This window comes from Burkholderia pyrrocinia, assembly GCF_003330765.1.
Taxonomy (GTDB): domain Bacteria; phylum Pseudomonadota; class Gammaproteobacteria; order Burkholderiales; family Burkholderiaceae; genus Burkholderia; species Burkholderia pyrrocinia_B.
In genome coordinates this window covers 3,108,654-3,126,406 of the sequence record NZ_CP024902.1, presented here as the reverse complement: position 1 = coordinate 3,126,406, position 17,753 = coordinate 3,108,654, and the positions used below count along the sequence as shown (strand labels likewise).

The following is a 17,753-nucleotide window of genomic DNA, read 5'->3' as shown; positions in this document are numbered from 1 at the left end:
ATCACTCCGCGCCGACGGCGCGGTTCATTGACGGCAGATGATGAAAAAGACGACCCTGAAATCGGTGTTTCTGACCGGCCTGCTGGTTCTCGTCCCGCTCGCGATCACGCTGTGGGTGCTCGGTCTCATCATCGGCACGATGGACCAGACGCTGCTCCTGCTGCCCGAATCGTGGCAGCCCGAGCGGACGCTCGGCTTCCACCTGCCGGGGATCGGTGCGGTGCTGACGCTCGCCTTCATCTTCGTCGTCGGGCTGGCCACGCAGAACTTCGTCGGCCAGAAGCTCGTCACGTGGTGGAACGCGGTCGTGCGTCACATCCCGGTCGTCGGGCCGATCTACACGAGCGTCAAGCAGGTGTCGGACACGCTGCTGTCGAGCAGCGGTAATGCGTTCCGCAAGGCGCTGCTGATCGAATACCCGCGCCGCGGCTCGTATACGATCGCGTTTCTGACCGGCGCGCCCGGCGGCGACGTGGTCAACCATCTGACGGAAGAGTACGTGAGCGTGTACGTGCCCACGACGCCGAACCCGACGTCGGGCTTCTTCCTGATGCTGCCGAAGAGCGAAGTCATCGAACTCGACATGTCGGTCGATGCCGCGCTCAAGTACATCGTCTCGATGGGCGTCGTGGCGCCTCCGGCGCCGGCTCCGGCGCCCGCCCGCCGCCCCGTCGAGCCGCCGCTGTAAGTAAAGAATCATCGCCCGGGCCGCGCGTTGCGGCGCCCGTTGATCAAACCGAACGAAAGCAAACATCATGTCGATGCGTACTGAATACTGCGGTCTCGTGACCGAACACCTGCTGGGCCAAACCGTGTCGCTGTGCGGCTGGGTGCAACGCCGCCGCGATCACGGCGGTGTGATCTTCATCGACTTGCGCGATCGTGAAGGCCTCGTGCAGGTGGTGTGCGACCCGGATCGCGCGGAGATGTTCGCGACCGCCGAAGGCGTGCGCAACGAGTTCTGCGTGCAGGTGAAGGGCCTCGTGCGCAACCGTCCGGAAGGCACGGTCAACGCCGGGCTGAAGAGCGGCAAGATCGAAGTGCTGTGCCACGAGCTGACCGTGCTGAACGCGTCGGTCACGCCGCCGTTCCAGCTCGACGACGACAACCTGTCGGAAACGACGCGTCTCACGCACCGCGTGCTCGACCTGCGTCGCCCGCAGATGCAGCACAACCTGCGCCTGCGCTACCGCGTCGCGATCGAGGCGCGCAAGTACCTCGACGAACAGGGCTTCATCGACATCGAAACGCCGATGCTGACGAAGAGCACGCCGGAAGGCGCGCGCGACTACCTCGTGCCGTCGCGCGTGAACGCGGGCCAGTTCTTCGCGCTGCCGCAGTCGCCGCAGCTGTTCAAGCAGCTGCTGATGGTCGCGAACTTCGACCGTTACTACCAGATCACCAAGTGCTTCCGCGACGAAGATCTCCGTGCCGACCGTCAGCCGGAATTCACGCAGATCGACTGCGAGACGTCGTTCCTCGGCGAGCAGGAAATCCGTGACCTGTTCGAAGACATGATCCGTCACATCTTCAAGACGACGATCGACGTCGAGCTCGACGCGACATTCCCGGTGATGCCGTACTCGGAAGCGATGGCGCGTTTCGGTTCGGACAAGCCGGACCTGCGCGTGCAGCTCGAATTCACCGAGCTGACCGACGCGATGAAGGACGTCGACTTCAAGGTGTTCAGCACGCCGGCCAACGCGAAGGACGGCCGTGTCGCGGCGCTGCGCGTGCCGAAGGGCAGCGAGCTGTCGCGCGGCGACATCGACGGCTACACGGAATTCGTGCGCATCTACGGCGCGAAGGGCCTCGCATGGATCAAGGTCAACGAGAAGGCGAAGGGCCGCGACGGCCTGCAGAGCCCGATCGTCAAGAACCTGCACGACGCGTCGATCGCGGCGATCCTCGAGCGCACCGGCGCTGAAGACGGCGACATCATCTTCTTCGCGGCCGACCGCGCGAAGGTCGTCAACGACAGCCTCGGCGCGCTGCGCCTGAAGATCGGCCATTCGGAATTCGGCAAGGCGAACGGCCTCGTTCAGGCCGGCTGGAAGCCGCTGTGGGTCGTCGACTTCCCGATGTTCGAATACGACGACGAAGATGCACGCTACGTTGCTGCGCACCACCCGTTCACGAGCCCGAAGGACGAGCACCTCGAGTACCTCGAGACCGATCCGGGCCGCTGCCTCGCGAAGGCCTACGACATGGTGCTGAACGGCTGGGAAATCGGCGGCGGCTCGGTGCGTATCCACCGCGAGGAAGTGCAGAGCAAGGTGTTCCGCGCGCTGAAGATCGGCGCGGAAGAGGCGCAGCTGAAGTTCGGCTTCCTGCTCGACGCGCTGCAGTACGGCGCGCCGCCGCACGGCGGTATCGCATTCGGTCTCGACCGCATCGTCACGATGATGGCCGGTGCCGACTCGATCCGCGACGTGATCGCGTTTCCGAAGACGCAGCGTGCGCAGGATCTGCTCACGCAAGCGCCGAGCCCGGTCGACGAGCGGCAGCTGCGCGAACTGCATATCCGTCTGCGTCAGCCGGAGCAGCCGAAGGCGTAACGCGCGTCTCGCCGGTCGTGTGTGCGGCGACGCGTACACGACACACATGAAGAAGGCGCCGCGATGCGCCTTTTTCATTTTTTGCGGTACAGTCGCAGCACTTGCCGCACGTTCGGAGCATAGGCCCGGCGCGCGGCCCTGTGCCGCATGAAACAACGATGACGAAGCCGCCGAAAATCCCCGAATCCGTTCTTGTCGTGATCTACACGCCCGACCTCGATGTGCTGGTGATCAAGCGTGCCGACCAGCCCGATTTCTGGCAATCGGTGACCGGATCGAAGGACACGCTCGACGAGCCGCTCGCGGTTACGGCCGCGCGCGAAGTGGCCGAGGAAACCGGCATCGCGGTCGGCACGCCGGACGTGCCTGCCGCCGCGCTAATCGACTGGCGCCACCGGATCGAATACGCCATCTATCCGCAATACCTGCACCGCTATGCACCGGGCGTCACGCGCAACACCGAGCACTGGTTCGGCCTGTGCGTGCCGCGTCGCGTCGACGTGACGCTGTCGCCGCGCGAGCATGTCGACCATGCATGGCTGCCGTTCCGTGAGGCGGCCGCGCGCTGCTTCTCGCCGTCGAACGCCGAGGCGATTCTGCAATTGCCCGCGCGCGTGGCACTCGCGCGGGCGCCGCACGGCTCGTCCGCATGAATGCGGAGACCCGCAAGCGCTTCGCGCAATTGCGGCAGATGTTCCTGCAGGAACGTGGCTCCGCGTCGCGGCTCGCGTTCACGTCGGGCAACACGGTGCGGTTGTGCGAGGGCGGCGGCGAATTCTTCCGGGCACTGATCGAACAGATCGATGCCGCGCGCGAGCAGGTGATGCTCGAAACCTACATTTTCTGCGACGACGCGGCCGGCCGCCCGGTGTCGGACGCGCTGATCCGCGCGGCGCAGCGCGGCGTGCGCGTGCGCGTGATCACCGACGGCATCGGCACCGCGCGCCTGCCGCTGTTCGACACGTGGGTGGCGGCCGGCGTCGAGCACTGCGTCTACAACCGCTTCCTGTTCGGCCGCTTCGGCTTCTCGCGCACGCACCGCAAGCTCGCGGTGATCGATCACGCGGCCGCGTTCTGCGGCGGCATCAACATCATCGACGACTATGCGCAGAACGGCGCGACGCTGCCGTTTCCGCGCTGGGATTTCGCGGTCGAGATGGCGGGGCCCGCGGTGTCCGACGTGCGCGCCGCGTTCGAACTGCAGTGGCACCGGATCCGGTTCGGCCACAAGCCGTATGCGCAGTACGCGGCCGGGCTGCATGGCGGCGAAGCGTTCCCCGACATGTTCCGGCGCTGGATGCGCAGCCACCGGTGGATCAAGGCCGGCGCGCTGCGGGTCGTGACGGAGCCGAGCGTCGCGTTCGTCGCGCGCGACAACGTCGTGAACCGCCGCGCGATCGAGAAGGCCTATCTCGCGGCGATCGGCCAGGCGCGCCAGCAGATCCTGCTCGCGAATCCGTACTTCATGCCGGGCCGCAAGCTGCGCCGCGCGCTGACGGGCGCCGCGCGGCGCGGCGTCGACGTACGGATCCTGATCGGCCGCAAGGAGTTCGCGGCGCTCGATACGGCCGTGCCGTTCCTCTATCACGCGCTGCTGCGCGCGGGCGTGCGCGTGGCCGAATACGACAAGACGATGCTGCACGGCAAGGTGGCCGTGATCGACGACAGCTGGGCGACGGTCGGCTCGTCGAATCTGGACGCGCTGAGCCTGATGCTGAACAATGAGGCCAACGTCGTGCTCGTGCGCTACGATGCGGTCACGAACGAACTGCGCGACGCGATTACAGCCGCGTTCGCCGACGGCCGGGAGATCGACCCCGCACGGTTTGCCGCGCGCCCGCGCATCGAGCGCATGCTGAACTGGCTCGCCTATACGACGTATCGCGTCGTGATGAAGGCGCTGACGGTCGGCGGTTACGACTGACGCAGACTAAGCGTTCGCTTCAAAAAAACTGTCCGCACGTTCGTGCGGAAAAGCCGCTCCGGCCTCGCCGGAATCGCGCAAAATAGCGGCTCGGTTAGACACCGGTTTCTAATAATTTCCTTGTTTCGCGAGCGGCCGCACTCAATAATAGTACGGCCGTTCGATTTTATTCGAACCCCCGAACGGTTACAGAAATAGCTATGCGAAAAGGCGAACAGACGCGTGCCGCGATACTTGAAGCTGCTTTGGACCTCGCCAGCCGTGACGGGCTGGAGGGGCTGACGATCGGCCTGCTGGCCGAGCGCATGCAGATGAGCAAGAGCGGCGTGTTCGCGCACTTCGGATCGCGCGAGGATTTGCAGGTCGAGGTCGTGCGCGAGTATCACCATCGTTTCGAAAACGAGGTGTTTTTTCCGAGCCTGCGCGAGCCGCGCGGTCTGCCGCGCCTGCGGGCGATGCTGGCGCGCTGGACGGAGAAGCGCATCCAGGAGGTGACGACCGGGTGCATCTACATCAGCGGTGCCGTCGAGTACGACGACCGGCCGGACAGCCCCGTGCGCGAGCAATTGATCGCGAGCGTGACAGCCTGGCGTGCGGCGATGCTGAGAGCCATTTCGCAGGCGAAGGACGAAGGCCATCTGCGTGCGGATACGGATCCGGACCTGATGCTCTTCGAGTTGTACAGCTTCACGCTCGGCCTGCATCACGACGCGCGCTTCCTGCATTCGCCGGACGCAGTGCGCCTCACGTGGGCCGCGCTGGAAAAGACGATTGTTTCGTATCAGAGCGAGAGCCGTTAGCGGCGCGTGACCGCCCGCCAGGAGCTCGAGCCGTTTTGCCCACCTTTGGAGAGAGTCATGGGACAGTACGCCGCGCCGCTGCGCGACATGCAATTCGTGTTGCACGAGCTTCTGAACGTCGAAGCCGAGGTCAAGCAAATGCCGCGGCATGCGGACCTCGACGCCGACACGATCAACCAGGTCCTCGAGGAGGCGGGCAAGTTCTGCTCCGAGGTACTGTTCCCGCTGAACCAGGTCGGCGACCGCGAAGGCTGCACGTATGAAGGCGACGGCGTCGTGAAGACCCCGACCGGCTTCAAGGAGGCCTACCGGCAATACGTCGAGGCCGGCTGGCCGGCGCTCGGCTGCGATCCGGACTACGGCGGCCAGGGCCTGCCCGCGTTCGTGAACAATGCGCTCTACGAGATGATGAACTCGGCGAACCAGGCGTGGACGATGTATCCGGGCCTGTCGCACGGCGCATACGAGTGCCTGCACGCGCACGGCGCGCCGGAACTGCAGAAGCAATACCTGCCGAAGCTCGTGACGGGCGAATGGACGGGCACGATGTGCCTGACCGAGCCGCACTGCGGCACCGACCTCGGCATCCTGCGCACCAAGGCCGAACCGAACGTCGACGGCTCGTATTCGATCAGCGGCACGAAGATCTTCATCTCGAGCGGCGAACACGACATGGCCGAGAACATCGTCCACCTCGTGCTCGCACGCCTGCCGGAAGCGCCGCAAGGCACGAAGGGCATCTCGCTGTTCATCGTGCCGAAGTTCATTCCGGATGCATCGGGCGCGCCGGGCGAGCGCAACGGCGTCAAGTGCGGCTCGATCGAGCACAAGATGGGCATCCACGGCAACTCGACCTGCGTGATCAACCTCGACAACGCGAAGGGCTGGATGGTCGGCGAGCCGAACAAGGGCTTGAACGCGATGTTCGTGATGATGAACGCGGCACGCCTCGGCGTCGGCGCGCAGGGCCTCGGCCTCACGGAAGTCGCTTACCAGAACTCGCTGGCGTACGCGAAGGAGCGCCTGCAGATGCGCTCGCTGACGGGCCCGAAGGCACCGGACAAGCCGGCCGACCCGATCATCGTGCACCCGGACGTGCGCCGCATGCTGCTCACGCAGAAGGCCTACGCGGAAGGCGCACGCGCGTTCACGTACTGGTCCGCGCTGCAGATCGACAAGGAGCTGTCGCACGGCGACGAAGCGGTGCGCAAGGAATCGGCCGACCTCGTCGCGCTGCTCACGCCGATCATCAAGGCGTTCCTGACCGACAACGCGTTCGAGTGCACGAACCACGCGATGCAGATCTACGGCGGCCACGGCTTCATCTCCGAGTGGGGCATGGAGCAGTACGTGCGCGACGCGCGGATCAACATGATCTACGAAGGCACGAACTCGATCCAGTCGCTCGACCTGCTGGGCCGCAAGGTGCTCGGCGACATGGGCGCGAAGCTGAAGAAGTTCGGCAAGCTCGTCACGGAATTCGCGGAAGCCGAAGGCGTGAAGCCGGAAATGGCCGAATTCATCAACCCGCTCGCCGACATCGGCGACAAGGTGCAGAAGCTGACGATGGAAATTGGCATGAAGGCGATGCAGAACCCCGACGAAGTCGGCGCTGCCGCCGTGCCGTACCTGCGCACCGTCGGCCACCTGGTGTTCTCGTACTTCTGGGCGCGGATGGCGCGCCTCGCACTCGACAACGAAGCGTCGGGCGATCCGTTCTACAAGTCGAAGCTCGCGACGGCCCGTTTCTACTTCGCGCGCCTGCTGCCCGAGACGGCGTCCACGATCCGCGCCGCGCGCGCCGGTTCGAAGACGCTGATGGAAGTCGACGAATCGCTGTTCTGACGCGAGTCCGGGCGGTGCGCGATGCGCGCCGCCCGAACGCAACGGTTCCTGGTACTCACTTCGCCGTGCAGCCCTCACACCCCGCGCTGCACGACACTATCCGGAGATATCCCGTGAGCAATTTCCTGATTCGCAAGGTCGCCGTGCTGGGCGCCGGCGTGATGGGCGCGCAGATCGCCGCGCACCTCATCAACGCGCGCGTGCCGGTGCTGCTGTTCGACCTGCCGGCCAAGGAAGGCCCGAAAAACGCGATCGCGCTGAAGGCGATCGAGAACCTGAAGAAGCTGTCGCCCGCGCCGTTCGGCGTGAAGGACGACGCGAAGTACCTCGAGGCAGCCAACTACGAAGACGACATCGCGAAGCTCGCCGAGTGCGACGTGGTGATCGAGGCGATCGCCGAGCGGATGGACTGGAAGCACGACCTGTACAAGAAGGTCGCGCCGCACATCGCGCCGAACGCGATTTTCGCGACCAACACGTCGGGCCTGTCGATCACGAAGCTGTCCGAAGGTTTCTCGGACGAGCTGAAGTCGCGCTTCTGCGGCGTGCACTTCTTCAACCCGCCGCGCTACATGCACCTCGTCGAGCTGATCCCGACCGCGCATACGCGCCCGGAGATCCTCGACCAGCTCGAGACGTTCCTGACGAGCATCGTCGGCAAGGGCGTCGTGCGCGCGAAGGACACGCCGAACTTCATCGCGAACCGCGTCGGCATCTTCTCGATCCTCGCGGTGATCACCGAGGCCGCGAAGTTCGGCCTGCGCTTCGACGAAGTCGACGACCTGACGGGCAGCCGCCTCGGCCGCGCGAAGTCGGCGACGTTCCGCACCGCGGACGTGGTCGGTCTCGACACGATGGCGCACGTGATCAAGACGATGCAGGACAACCTCGCCGACGATCCGTTCTTCCCGGTCTACCAGACGCCCGCCGTGCTCGCCGAACTGGTGAAGCAGGGTGCGCTCGGCCAGAAGACGGGCGGCGGTTTCTACAAGAAGGAAGGCAAGGCGATCAAGGTGCTCGACGCGAAGACGGGCAGCTACGTCGACGCCGGCGCGAAGGCTGACGAAACCGTCGGCCGCATCCTGAAGCGTCCGCCGGCCGAGCGCCTGAAGCTGCTGCGCGAGACGGACCATCCGCACGCACAGTTCCTGTGGTCGATCTTCCGCGACGTGTTCCACTACATCGGCGTGCATCTCGAGTCGATCGCCGACAACGCACGCGACGTCGACCTCGCGATCCGCTGGGGCTTCGGCTGGAACGAAGGTCCGTTCGAAGGCTGGCAGGCTGCGGGCTGGAAGCAGGTTGCCGAGTGGGTGCAGGAAGACATCGCGGCCGGCAAGGCGCTCGCGAACGTGCCGCTGCCGTCGTGGGTGCTCGAGGGCGCGGTCGCCGAGCAGGGCGGCGTGCACACGGCCGAAGGCTCGTGGGCGCCGGCAGCGAAGCGCTTCGTGCCGCGTTCGGACCTGGCGGTCTACGGCAAGCAGGTATTCCGCGCGCCGCTGCTCGGCGAAGCGGGTGCCGATCCGAAGTCGTACGGCAAGACGCTGTTCGAGACCGACGCGGTGCGCGCATGGGTCGACGACCGTGCGGGCGAGGACGACGTCGTGATCGTGTCGTTCAAGTCGAAGATGAACACGATCGGCCCGAGCGTGATCGACGGCCTCGTGCAGGCGATCGAGCTCGCGGAGAAGGATTACAAGGGCGTGGTGATCTGGCAGCCGACGTCGCTGAAGCTCGGCACGCCGGGTGGCCCGTTCTCGGCAGGCGCGAACCTCGAAGAGGCGATGCCCGCGTTCATGATGGGCGGCGCGAAGGGTATCGAGCCGTTCGTGAAGAAGTTCCAGGAAGGCATGCTGCGCGTGAAGTACGCAAACGTGCCGGTCGTCGCGGCCGTGTCGGGCATCGCGCTCGGCGGCGGGTGCGAGCTGATGCTGCACAGCGCGAAGCGCGTCGTGCACGTCGAGAGCTACGTCGGCCTGGTCGAAGTGGGCGTCGGCCTCGTGCCGGCGGGCGGTGGCCTGAAGGAAGCGGCGCTGCGCGCGGCGGAAGCCGCAACGGCCGCGAACGCGACCACCGACATCCTGAAGTTCGTCACGAAGTCGTTCGAGAACGCGGCGATGGCGAAGGTGTCTGCGTCCGCGCACGATGCGCGTGCGATGGGCTACCTGAAGCCGTCCGACACGATCATCTTCAACGTGTTCGAGTTGCTCGACACCGCGAAGAAGGAAGCGCGCGCGCTGGCCGCAACCGGCTACCGTGCGCCGCTGCGGGCGAAGGACGTACCGGTCGCGGGCCGTTCGGCGATCGCGACGATCAAGGCATCGCTCGTCAACATGCGCGACGGCCGCTTCATCAGCGACCACGACTACCTGATCGCGAGCCGCATCGCCGAAGCCGTGTGCGGCGGCGACGTCGAAGCCGGCAGCCTGGTCGACGAGCAGTGGCTGCTCGCGCTGGAGCGCCGCGCGTTCGTCGAGCTGCTCGGCACGCAGAAGACGCAGGAACGGATCATGGGCATGTTGCAGACCGGCAAGCCGGTGCGTAACTGAGCGAGCGGACAGAGCGGACAAGGAGTCTGATATGAGCAAACAATTGCAAGACGCATACATCGTCGCCGCCAGCCGCACGCCGATCGGCAAGGCCCCGCGCGGTGTCTTCAAGAACACGCGCCCGGACGAGCTGCTGGTCCACGCGATCAGGTCGGCGGTCGCGCAGGTGCCCGGCTTCGACACGAAGCTGATCGAGGACGCGATCATCGGCTGCGCGATTCCGGAAGCCGAGCAGGGCCTGAACGTCGCGCGGATGGGTGCGCTGCTCGCGGGCCTGCCGCAGACGGTCGGCGGCGTGACGGTCAACCGCTTCTGCGCGTCGGGCATCACGGCGCTCGCGATGGCGGCCGACCGCATTCGCGTCGGCGAGTCGGACGCGCTGTTCGCGGGCGGCTGCGAATCGATGAGCATGGTGCCGATGATGGGCAACAAGCCGTCGATGTCGCCGCACATCTTCGACCGCAACGAAGACTTCGGCATCGCGTACGGGATGGGCCTGACGGCCGAGCGTGTCGCCGAGCAATGGAAGGTGAGCCGCGAAGACCAGGACGCGTTCTCGGTCGAATCGCACCGCAAGGCGCTCGCCGCGCAGCAGGCCGGCGAATTCAACGACGAGATCGCCGCGTACACGCTCACCGAGCGTTTCCCGAACCTGGCAACGGGCGAAGTCGACGTGAAGACGCGCGAGATCGCGCTCGACGAAGGTCCGCGCGCGGATACGTCGATCGAAGGCCTTGCGAAGCTGCGCACGGTGTTCGCGAACAAGGGCTCGGTCACGGCCGGCAACAGCTCGCAGACGTCGGACGGCGCGGGCGCGCTGCTCGTCGTGTCGGAGAAGGTGCTCAAGCAGTTCAACCTGACGCCGCTCGCGCGCTTCGTGAGCTTCGCGGTGCGCGGCGTGCCGCCGGAAATCATGGGCATCGGCCCGAAGGAAGCGATTCCGGCCGCGCTGAAGGCTGCGGGCCTGAAGCAGGACGATCTCGACTGGATCGAGCTGAACGAAGCATTCGCCGCGCAATCGCTGGCGGTGATGCGCGATCTCGGCCTCGACCCGTCGAAGGTCAACCCGCTGGGCGGCGCGATCGCGCTCGGCCACCCGCTCGGCGCGACCGGCGCGATCCGCGCGGCGACCGTCGTGCACGGCCTGCGCCGCCGCAACCTGAAGTACGGGATGGTCACGATGTGCGTCGGCACCGGCATGGGCGCCGCGGGCATCATCGAACGCCTGTAAGCGGGAACGCGACGATAGCGACGACGGTGCGCGGGCCACGAGCTCGCGCACCGTTTTTTCATTCCGGTAGAGGAAAGTCAAAGGAGACGGTTGTGGCCGAAATTCAAGTGGAACGCACCGAAGGCGTGATGACGATCACGATCGCGCGCCCGGCGAAGAAGAATGCGCTGACGGCGGCGATGTACCAGACGATGGCCGATGCACTGGCCGACGCGCAGGAAGACAAGGCGATCCGCGTGATCCTGCTGCGCGGCGGCGACGGCAATTTCAGCGCGGGGAACGATCTCGAGGATTTCCTGAAGACGCCGCCGAAGGACGACAGCGCGCCGGTGTTCCAGTTTCTCGCGCGGATCAGCAGCGCACAGAAACCGGTCGTGGCCGCGGTGCCGGGCATCGCGATCGGCGTCGGCGTGACGATGCTGCTGCACTGCGATCTGGTCTACGCGGCCGACACCGCGACGTTCTCGCTGCCGTTCGCGCAACTCGGGCTGTGTCCGGAAGCCGCATCGAGCGTACTGCTGCCGCGCCTGGCCGGCCATCAGGTCGCCGCGGAGAAGCTGCTGCTCGGCGAGGCGTTCGACGCACTGGAAGCGCACCGGATCGGCATCGTCAATCGCGTGCTGCCGGCTTCCGAGCTCGACGCGTTCGCGGCGAAGCAGGCGGCGAAGCTTGCTGCGCTGCCGGCGTCGTCGCTGCGCGTGACGAAGGCGCTGCTGAAGGATGCGGGTGGCGTGGCCACGCCCGCGCGGATGGCCGAGGAGGCGCGCCACTTCGCCGCGATGCTGCGGGCGCCGGAAGCGCGCGAGGCGATGACGGCGTTCTTCGAGAAGCGCAAGCCGGATTTCCGTCAGTTCGACTGATGGAGCAGGCCGCGCCGGCGGCAGACCGCCGGCGCGATCCCGCGATCGCGATCAGGCCGTGCCGTAGTCGACGTGGCCGGTTTCGCGGCAGAAGCTGACGAGCCGCAAACCGGCCGCCTTTGCGATGTCGATCGCGAGCGACGACGGCGCGGAGATCGTCGCGACCAGCGGGATGCCGACCCGTGCGGCCTTGCGCACGAGCTCGTAGCTCGCGCGGCTCGACAGGAACACGAAGCCGTCGGTCGCATCGGCGCGCGACAGCACGAGCGAGCCGATCAGCTTGTCGAGCGCGTTGTGGCGGCCGACGTCCTCGAACGCCATCCGGATCGTGCCTGTTGCGTCGCACCATGCGGCCGCATGCAGGCCGCCCGTGAGCTGCGTGAGCGCCTGGTGGGCCGGCAGCGCATGCGCGGCGCGCGCCAGCGCGTCGGGTGCGAGGCGCGCGAGAAAGCCCGTGTCGGGCACGCGTTCGGGCGCGAGGTCGAGCAGGTCGATGCTTTCGATTCCGCATACGCCGCAGCCCGTGCGCCCCGCGAGCGCGCGGCGCCGGTCCTTCAGCGCGGCGAATGCCTGCTGGACGACCTCCAGGTGCACCTCCGCATGCGGCAGCGGCGTGTCGGCGTGCAGGATCACCTCGATGTCCTTGATGTCGCTGCCGCGCGCGACGATCCCTTCCGAGATCGCGAAGCCGACCGCGAACGCTTCGAGGTCGCACGGCGTGCACATCATCACCGCGTGCGAGATGCCGTTGAAGACGAGTGCGACCGGCCATTCCTGGCCCACGTAGTCGTGCGCGGTCTCGACGGCGCCGCCGCGCGTGCGGCGGACGGACAGTTCGATCGCGCCGCGCGGTTCGGCGTGCGGTTCGGCGCGTAGTTCGTCGGTTTCGGTCGGATTCACGAGCACTCCCGTTGATTCGAGGCACGGCCGGCGACAATCGTGTCCGCCGCCCACGCGCAGAGGTTCTAAAATACCTCAGGCAGGCCGGCCGCGCCGGCATCCGCCACGTCAGGTAACGACCATGGGACTCAGCGACGCTCCGTTGCTATTCAATTTCGAACACGATTCGTCGGAAAACTTCACGTACATCCCGATGATCGTGCGTTTCAATCTCGACCGCTTCGGCCTGCGGATTTCGCTCGAGCAGTGGCAGCTGCTGCCGCTCGAGGACCGCAAGCTGCTCGCGCGCTTTCCGGCCGACGACGACACCGCGATCGAGCCCAACTTCGATCACGCGCTGTTCGAAATGCTGCGCACGCACGCCGATCTGGAACCGACCTGGTTCCAGCCGGACGAGCAGCCGACCTGGTGCGCCATCGATACGGTGCCGGAGTCGCTCGTGCAGCAGAGCGCGCTGGCCGGGCTGACGGCGCCCGCGCTCGCGCAGTGGCAGCGGCTCGCGCCGTTCCAGCGCTACGTGCTGGTGAAGCTGTCGCGCAAGCCGAAGCTGAATCACGATTTCCTGCCCGCGATGCGGGAGTTCGGGCTGACGGCCACGCACTGACGGGCCGCGTGCCGCGCCGCAGCGCGGCGCTCGCCCGTCAGAGCGGCGGCAGTTGCCGCGGCTTGCGATCCGGGCCGGTCGCGACGTACGTGAGCGTCGCTTCGGTGACCCTCACGATTTCGCCCATCAGGCGCATGCGCTGCGCGTACACCTCGACGTCGACCGTGATCGACGTGTTGCCGGTGCGCGTGATGGTCGCGTAGAAGCTCAACAGGTCGCCGACGAACACCGGCTGCTTGAATACGAACGAGTTGACCGCGACCGTCGCGACACGGCCGTTCGCGCGCTGGCTCGCGGGGATCGAGCCGGCGATGTCGACCTGAGACATGATCCAGCCGCCAAACACGTCGCCGTGGACGTTCGCGTCGTGCGGTTGCGGGACGACGCGCAGCGCGGGCTGCATTTGCGGGAGTTCGAGGGTCGAATCGGTCATGACGGGGGCTTTCATCCTGTAATAAATAGGCCGCCGCGCGCAGGCTGGCCGGCGAGTCCGCCGGCAGCGGCGCGAAGCGGCTTCTGCGACAATACAACGTTCGCAAATTGTACGAGAAAGCGGGCGAGCCGGTCGCCGATGCACGCGCCCGGCACCGCCGCCGATCCTTCCCCCATGCGCAGATTTCCAGCTTCCGGCGAGCCCGCGCCGGCTTCGACCGGGCCCCGCAACGACTGGCAGACCATCCGGTCGCTGCTGCCGTACCTGACCACCTACAAATGGCGCGTCGCGCTCGCGCTCGGCTGCCTGATCGGCGCGAAGGTCGCGAACCTCGGCGTGCCGGTCGTGATGAAGCGCATCGTCGACCACCTGTCCTACGTGCAGCAGATCACCGCGCTCGGCCGCGCCGAACAGTCGGCCGGCATCGTGCTCGCGGGCGGCGTCGGCTTGCTGGTCGTCGCGTATGCGTTCGTGCGGCTGTCGACGTCGCTGTTTACCGAGCTGCGCGAGATCCTGTTCTCGAAGGTCACCGAGAGCGCGGTGCGCCAGCTTGCGCTGCAGGTGTTCCGGCACCTGCACGGGCTGTCGCTGCGGTTTCACCTGGAACGCCAGACGGGTGGCATGTCGCGCGACATCGAGCGCGGCACGCGCGGCATCCAGCAACTGATTTCGTATTCGCTGTACAGCATCCTGCCGACGCTCGTCGAGGTCGGGCTCGTGCTCGGCTTCTTCGTGGTCAAGTACGAGGCCTATTACGCGTACGTGACGTTCGCGGCACTGGTCACGTACATCGTGTTCACGGTGAAGGTCACCAACTGGCGCACGCATTTCCGCCGCACGATGAACGAACTCGATTCGCGCGCGAACTCGCGGGCGATCGATTCGCTGATCAACTACGAGACGGTGAAGTACTTCGGCAACGAAGAGTGGGAGGCGCAGCGCTACGACGAGAACCTGAAGCGCTACCGGAAGGCCGCGATCCGCTCGCAGAACTCGCTGTCGGTGCTGAACTTCGGCCAGCAGGCGATCATCGGCACGGGGCTCGTGTTCATCCTGTGGCGCGCGACGCAGGGCGTGCTCGCGGGCAAGCTGACGCTCGGCGATCTCGTGCTGATCAACACGTTCATGCTGCAGCTCTACATTCCGCTGAACTTTCTCGGCGTCGTCTATCGCGAGCTGAAGCAGAGCCTCACCGACATGGACCGGATGTTCGGGCTGCTGTCGTCCGCGAAGGAAGTCGCGGACCGGCCCGACGCGCAGCCGCTCGCGGTGGCCGGCGCGCAGGTGCGCTTCGAGCACGTGAACTTCGCGTACGAGCCGGCGCGGTCGATCCTGCACGACGTGACGTTCACGATCGACGCGGGCACGACGACCGCGGTGGTCGGCCACAGCGGCTCCGGGAAGTCGACGCTGTCGCGCCTGCTGTTCCGCTTCTACGATCTCGACCGGCAGGCGGGCGGGGCGATCCGCATCGACGGCCAGGACATCCGCGACGTCACGCAGGACTCGCTGCGCGCGTCGATCGGGATCGTGCCGCAGGACACCGTGCTGTTCAACGACTCGATCTACTACAACATCGCGTACGGCCGGCCGACCGCGACCCGCGACGAGGTGGTCGCGGCCGCGCGCGCCGCGCACATTCACGATTTCATCGAAAGCTTGCCGAAGGGCTATGACACGCCGGTCGGCGAGCGCGGGCTGAAGCTGTCGGGCGGCGAGAAGCAGCGCGTCGCGATCGCGCGCACGCTGCTGAAGGATCCGCCGGTCCTGCTGTTCGACGAGGCGACGTCGGCGCTCGATTCGCGCTCGGAGCGCGCGATCCAGCACGAGCTCGACCAGATCGCGCGGCATCGCACGACGCTCGTGATCGCGCACCGGCTGTCGACGGTCGTGCACGCGCAGCAGATCCTCGTGATGGACCACGGTCGGATCGTCGAGCGTGGCACGCATGACGAACTCGTGCGCGCCGACGGGCTGTATGCGCAGATGTGGGCGCTGCAGCAGCAGCGCGCGGCGGCGGGCGGGGAAGAGGCCGAGGCGGTTTGATGAAAGCGCTGCGCGCCGCGGCGCTCAGCGGAAACCGGTGCTTGGCGGGAAGTGCTCGTGCTGGCGGCCGCCCGTCAGCCCGCGGCGCGCAGCCGCGCGTCGAGCTCGCCGAGCTGCGCGGGCGTGCCGATGTTGTCCCAGATCCCTTCGTACAGTTCGCCGCTCGCGCGGCCGGCTTCGATCGTCGCGCGGAAGTAGGGGGTGAGCGCGCGCCGCGTGCCGGGCGCGAGATCGCGGAACATCCGCGTGTCGTACAGGCCGATGCTGCCGAACGTGACGCGCGGGCTGCCGTCGAGCGACAGGCGCCCGTCGCCCCCGAGTACGAAGTCGCCGGACGGATGGAACGGCGGATTCGGCACCATCACGAGATGCATCGCGGGCGTGTCGAGCGCCAACATGCGCGCCGCGCGGGCGGCGAGCGTCCCGTAATCGAATGTGGCGAATACGTCGCCGGCCACCGCGACGAACACCGTCGGCCGGCCGTCGCGTTCCAGCAGCGGCAGCGCCTGCGCGATGCCGCCGGCGGTCTCGAGCGCTTCGCCCTCGGCCGAATACGCGAGCCGCACGCCCCAGCGCGAACCGTCGCCGAGCACGGCCTCGATCCGTTCGCCGAGCCATGCGTGGTTGATCACGATCGTGTCGATGCCCGCGCGCGCGAGCGCTTCGATCTGCCACACGATCAGCGGCTTGCCGCCCGCCTCGAGCAGCGGCTTCGGGCAGGTGTCGGTCAGCGGGCGCATCCGGTCGCCGCGCCCGGCGGCGAAGATCATCGCCGTGGTCAGGGTGTTGCTCATGTTCGGCTGGGTATCAGGACGGTCGGGACGGTCAGAACGTATAGCCCACGTCGTCCGCCGCGTTGCCCTCGAGTTCGTCGAGCAGCTTCGCGAACGGCCCGAGTGGGCGGTAGCGCAGCGCGACCTTGCGCGCATACGCGAGGAAGCGCGGCAGGTCGTTCAGGTAGTGGGGCTTGCCGTCGCGGTAATTGATGCGCGCGAACAGGCCGAGGATCTTGATGTGGCGCTGCAGCCCCATCCATTCGAGCTGGCGGTAGAACTCGCCGAAATCGGCGTCGACCGGCAGGCCGGCCTTTTTCGCCTTTTCCCAGTAGTACGCGAAGCAGTCGAGCTCGAACTCCTCGTCCCAGCTGATGAATGCGTCGCGCAGCAGCGAAACGACGTCGTACGTCAGCGGCCCGTAGACGGCGTCCTGGAAATCGAGCACCCCCGGGTTCGGCTCGCAGACCATCAGGTTGCGCGGCATGAAGTCGCGCAGCATGAAACCCTGCGGCTGCGCGTGCGCGCTGGCGACCAGCAGCGCGAAAGTGCGGTCGAGCGTGCCGCGCATCGCGTCGGTGACGGGCTTGCCGAGGTGGCGGCCGACGTACCATTCGGGCAGCAACTCCATTTCGCGGCGCAGGAACGCCTCGTCGAACGGCGGCAGCACGTCGGGCTTCGACGTGAGCTGGAAGCGGATCAGCGCATCGAGCGCGTCGCGCATCAGCGGCCGCGCGGCGGCCGGGTCGGCCGGATCGAGCACCGAGATGTACGACGTGCGGCCGAGGTCCGTCACGAGCATGAAGCCCGCGTCGAAATCGTGGGCCAGCACGTCCGGCACGTGGTCGCCGGCTGCGGCGAGCAGCTGCGCGACCTGGACGAATTCGCGGCACTTCTCGGGCGGCGGCGCGTCGACGGCGATCAGCGCGCCGCCGGGGCTCGTGGCCGACGCGACACGGAAATAGCGGCGGAAACTGGCGTCCGACGACGCGGGCGCGAGGGTCGACAGGTCGAGGGCGTAGCGCTCGGCGAGCGGGTGCAGCCACGCGGTGAGCGCTTCGAGGCGGGCGTCGGGCTGGGGTGCGGCGGATGGGGGCGTCATGAAACTCGGGGGAGGGGAGAACGTCTTGCCATATAATACCCCACGACTTTTTTGACGCGCCCCGCGTCAGCTTCCGCCGTGCAGGCCCGCTGCCTGTCGCGCCGTCGCCCGATCGCCTCCCCGGTTTG

General features: G+C 66.9%; 15 protein-coding genes. 11 read left to right on the top strand and 4 right to left on the bottom strand.

What is annotated here, in order from left to right; genetic code table 11:
• The first annotated feature begins 37 nt into the window (after positions 1–37).
• The 9 genes from CUJ89_RS15150 to CUJ89_RS15110 all read left to right on the top strand — a co-directional run bounded on the left by CUJ89_RS15150 (position 38) and on the right by CUJ89_RS15110 (position 11,767).
• Positions 38–688 carry a DUF502 domain-containing protein gene (locus CUJ89_RS15150; protein ID WP_201752248.1) on the top strand — a complete coding sequence of 217 codons (651 nt, stop codon included), beginning with the start codon at positions 38–40 and terminating at the stop codon, positions 686–688.
• A 67-nt stretch (positions 689–755) separates the two neighbouring features.
• Complete coding sequence (gene aspS / locus CUJ89_RS15145; protein WP_114178029.1) at positions 756–2,558, top strand: aspartate--tRNA ligase; 1,803 nt, start codon at positions 756–758, stop codon at positions 2,556–2,558.
• A gap of 158 nt (positions 2,559–2,716) precedes the next feature.
• The gene (gene nudB / locus CUJ89_RS15140) at positions 2,717–3,211 is read left to right on the top strand and encodes a dihydroneopterin triphosphate diphosphatase (RefSeq protein WP_114178628.1); all 495 of its coding nucleotides are present in this window, start codon (positions 2,717–2,719) and stop codon (positions 3,209–3,211) included.
• Positions 3,208–4,482 (top strand): cardiolipin synthase ClsB, encoded by a 1,275-nt coding sequence (gene clsB / locus CUJ89_RS15135; RefSeq protein WP_114178028.1) that lies wholly within the window; start codon positions 3,208–3,210, stop codon positions 4,480–4,482. The genes nudB and clsB overlap by 4 nt, the downstream gene beginning before the upstream one ends.
• Before the next feature lie 200 nt (positions 4,483–4,682).
• The gene (locus tag CUJ89_RS15130) at positions 4,683–5,282 is read left to right on the top strand and encodes a TetR/AcrR family transcriptional regulator (RefSeq protein WP_114178027.1); all 600 of its coding nucleotides are present in this window, start codon (positions 4,683–4,685) and stop codon (positions 5,280–5,282) included.
• A gap of 57 nt (positions 5,283–5,339) precedes the next feature.
• Positions 5,340–7,127: an acyl-CoA dehydrogenase C-terminal domain-containing protein gene (locus CUJ89_RS15125; RefSeq protein WP_114178026.1), complete on the top strand. Its 1,788-nt coding sequence runs from the start codon at positions 5,340–5,342 to the stop codon at positions 7,125–7,127.
• Between the two features lie 113 nt (positions 7,128–7,240).
• On the top strand, positions 7,241–9,676 hold the full coding sequence (locus CUJ89_RS15120; RefSeq protein ID WP_114178025.1) for a 3-hydroxyacyl-CoA dehydrogenase/enoyl-CoA hydratase family protein: 2,436 nt from the start codon (positions 7,241–7,243) through the stop codon (positions 9,674–9,676).
• A 31-nt stretch (positions 9,677–9,707) separates the two neighbouring features.
• Positions 9,708–10,907, top strand: coding sequence for an acetyl-CoA C-acyltransferase (locus CUJ89_RS15115; protein ID WP_114178024.1), 1,200 nt, complete (start codon positions 9,708–9,710; stop codon positions 10,905–10,907).
• A 92-nt stretch (positions 10,908–10,999) separates the two neighbouring features.
• Positions 11,000–11,767 (top strand): enoyl-CoA hydratase, encoded by a 768-nt coding sequence (locus CUJ89_RS15110; protein WP_114178023.1) that lies wholly within the window; start codon positions 11,000–11,002, stop codon positions 11,765–11,767.
• A gap of 51 nt (positions 11,768–11,818) precedes the next feature.
• On the opposite strand, the gene fdhD is transcribed toward CUJ89_RS15110, so the two are convergent.
• Positions 11,819–12,673, bottom strand: a complete 855-nt coding sequence (gene fdhD / locus CUJ89_RS15105) for a formate dehydrogenase accessory sulfurtransferase FdhD (protein ID WP_114178022.1) — start codon at positions 12,671–12,673, stop codon at positions 11,819–11,821.
• Positions 12,674–12,788: 115 nt separating this feature from the next.
• Between fdhD and CUJ89_RS15100 the strand changes: the two genes are divergently transcribed.
• Positions 12,789–13,271, top strand: coding sequence for a nitrate reductase associated protein (locus tag CUJ89_RS15100; protein WP_114178021.1), 483 nt, complete (start codon positions 12,789–12,791; stop codon positions 13,269–13,271).
• Positions 13,272–13,308: 37 nt separating this feature from the next.
• Here the strand turns inward: CUJ89_RS15100 and CUJ89_RS15095 are convergent, their stop codons facing one another.
• Positions 13,309–13,704: an acyl-CoA thioesterase gene (locus CUJ89_RS15095; RefSeq protein WP_114178020.1), complete on the bottom strand. Its 396-nt coding sequence runs from the start codon at positions 13,702–13,704 to the stop codon at positions 13,309–13,311.
• A gap of 174 nt (positions 13,705–13,878) precedes the next feature.
• Here CUJ89_RS15095 and CUJ89_RS15085 point away from each other — a divergent pair, with 174 nt between their 5' ends.
• Positions 13,879–15,750 carry an ABCB family ABC transporter ATP-binding protein/permease gene (locus CUJ89_RS15085; RefSeq protein ID WP_114178018.1) on the top strand — a complete coding sequence of 624 codons (1,872 nt, stop codon included), beginning with the start codon at positions 13,879–13,881 and terminating at the stop codon, positions 15,748–15,750.
• 74 nt (positions 15,751–15,824) lie between these two features.
• On the opposite strand, the gene murU is transcribed toward CUJ89_RS15085, so the two are convergent.
• Positions 15,825–16,544, bottom strand: coding sequence for an N-acetylmuramate alpha-1-phosphate uridylyltransferase MurU (gene murU, locus CUJ89_RS15080; RefSeq protein WP_114178017.1), 720 nt, complete (start codon positions 16,542–16,544; stop codon positions 15,825–15,827).
• Between the two features lie 31 nt (positions 16,545–16,575).
• The gene (locus CUJ89_RS15075; protein ID WP_114178016.1) at positions 16,576–17,625 is read right to left on the bottom strand and encodes an aminoglycoside phosphotransferase family protein; all 1,050 of its coding nucleotides are present in this window, start codon (positions 17,623–17,625) and stop codon (positions 16,576–16,578) included.
• Between the last annotated feature and the right edge of the window lie 128 nt (positions 17,626–17,753).